A 2161-nucleotide genomic window follows, 5' to 3' on the forward strand; every position below is an offset into this window, starting at 1 on the left:
TTGAACTTGGCCTCCTCATTCTTGTAGATGAGGTCAGACTGGTCGATGCGCTGCATCGGCTTGTTGGTGGGGATCGAGACAACACCGAGCTTGTAGGTGCTCATGAATTCGGCGGCCTCGGTCTCGGCCGTACCGGTCATGCCGGAGATCTTCTTGTACAGACGGAAGTAGTTCTGCAACGTGACGGTGGCGAGAGTCTGGTTCTCCGCCTTGACAGCCACCCCTTCCTTGGCCTCGATGGCCTGGTGGATGCCCTCGTTGTAGCGGCGTCCCATCAGGATTCGGCCCGTGTGCTCATCGACGATGAGCACCTCGCCGTTCATCACGACGTAGTCTTTGTCCTTCTTGAACAGGGCGTTTGCCTTGATGGCGTTGTTGAGGAACGAGATCAGCGGGGTGTTCGCCGACTCGTACAGGTTGTCGATGCCGAGGTAGTCTTCGACCTTTTCGATGCCGGGTTCCAGCACGCCGATGGTGCGCTTCTTCTCGTCGACCTCGAAGTCCTCGTCGGCGATGAGGCGTTTGGCCAGGCTGGCGAACTCGGTGAACCAGCGGTTCGCTTCGCCGGATGCCGGACCGGAGATGATGAGCGGCGTACGCGCCTCGTCGATGAGAATCGAGTCGACCTCGTCGACGATGGCGAAGTAGTGGCCGCGCTGCACCATGTCGGATGCCTGCCACGCCATGTTGTCGCGGAGATAGTCGAAGCCGAACTCGTTGTTCGTGCCGTAGGTGATGTCGGCCTCATACATCTCACGACGCTGGGGAGGAGTCTGGCCGGAGAGGATGCATCCGGTCGTCATGCCGAGGGCGCGGAAGACGCGACCCATCAGCTCACTCTGGTAGCTCGCGAGGTAGTCGTTCACCGTGATGACGTGCACACCGCGGCTCGTGATGGCGTTCAGGTATGCGGCGGTCGTCGCCACGAGGGTCTTGCCCTCACCGGTCTTCATCTCGGCGATATTGCCGAGATGAAGAGCGGCTCCACCCATCAGCTGAACGTCGAAGTGACGCAGCCCCAGGGTGCGGGTGCTCGCCTCACGCACCGCGGCGAAGGCCTCGGGCAGCAAATCGTCGAGCGATTCGCCGGCCGAGTACCGTTCGCGCAGGGTGACGGTCTCATTCTTGAGCTCGTCGTCGGTGAGGTGGCTGAAGTCATCCTCCAGCGCATTGATGGCCTTCGCGTAGTTCTCGAGGCGCCGAAGAACGCGCCCCTCGCCTACACGAAGAACCTTTTCCAAAATTGAGGCCACGAATGCACTCCATAGTCGTCACGGCACTTGCATGCACCTGATGTGAAAAGGCGCAGCAAGCACCTGTCGTCCGGTCGGACGCCGAGGCCGACCTAACCGGCAACTATAGCAATGCTACTTGGTCAGGTGCCGCGAACGTCGGCGGCGACCGGAGCCTCTCGGAGTTCCTCCGCGGAATCGTCCAATTCGATGACGCCGTAGTCCCAGCCCTTGCGGCGGTAGACCACACTCGGGCGTTTGGTCTCCGCATCCTGGAACAGGTAGAAGTCGTGTCCGACCAACTCCATGAAGTAGAGGGCATCATCGACCGTCATCGGCGCCGCTGCGAACACCTTGCGGCGGATGACAACGGGGCAGTAATCCTCATCGTCGTCGACATCGACGTCGGCGTCGACCTCCACGGCCGGAGCCGCCACGATCGGGATGGCACCGGTGCGCACCCGCTCAAGGGTCTCCCCGGATGCCGGCACGATGTCGATAACGCTGAAGGCAACGGATGACGCTTCCTGCAGCGACGTCGGCCGGTGAGAGCCTCCACGGTGTACCTTCTTGCGGTCCTTGGCCCGGCGAACCCGTTCGAGCAATCGCCCCAGTGCGATGTCGAAAGCCGCGTACTTGTCTGAGCCGTCCGCTTCGGCTCGCACGAGGGGACCTTTGCCGATCAGGGTCAGCTCGACCCGATCTTTTCCGGCGGCCGCACCGTTCTTTTCGCGGTGGCGACTGACCTTGATCTCCAGTGCGAGGGCCTTATCGGCAAGACCGGCAATCTTCTCGGCCTTCTCCGTGGCGTATTCCCGAAAGCGATCAGTGATCCCTAGGTTTCGTCCAACAATGTTTGTTTCCATGACGACCTCCTGATCTGGCGGATCGCCCTGTAAATGGGCGATCATTGCGCGCCTGTGACTATT

The 2161-nt window shown here is 61.1% G+C and carries 2 protein-coding genes; both read right to left on the reverse strand.

Going from position 1 to position 2161, the window contains the following annotated elements; all coding sequences use genetic code 11:
* The coding region (locus JF66_RS18450) for a DEAD/DEAH box helicase (protein ID WP_035880301.1) at window positions 1–1253 on the reverse strand (1253 nt) is incomplete at its 3' end.
* A 122-nt stretch (window positions 1254–1375) separates the two neighbouring features.
* Entirely contained in the window at window positions 1376–2098 is a 723-nt protein-coding gene (hpf, locus tag JF66_RS18455; RefSeq protein ID WP_035880302.1) for a ribosome hibernation-promoting factor, HPF/YfiA family, read from the reverse strand.
* Window positions 2099–2161 lie beyond the last annotated feature (63 nt).

This window comes from Cryobacterium sp. MLB-32 (assembly GCF_000738085.1).
Taxonomy (GTDB): Bacteria; Actinomycetota; Actinomycetes; order Actinomycetales; family Microbacteriaceae; genus Cryobacterium.

Bases quoted from the DNA above. Each gene is read 5' to 3' on its own strand.
- hpf (WP_035880302.1), bottom strand. From the start codon at position 2,098: ATGGAAACAAACATTGTTGGACGAAACCTAGGGATCACTGATCGCTTT.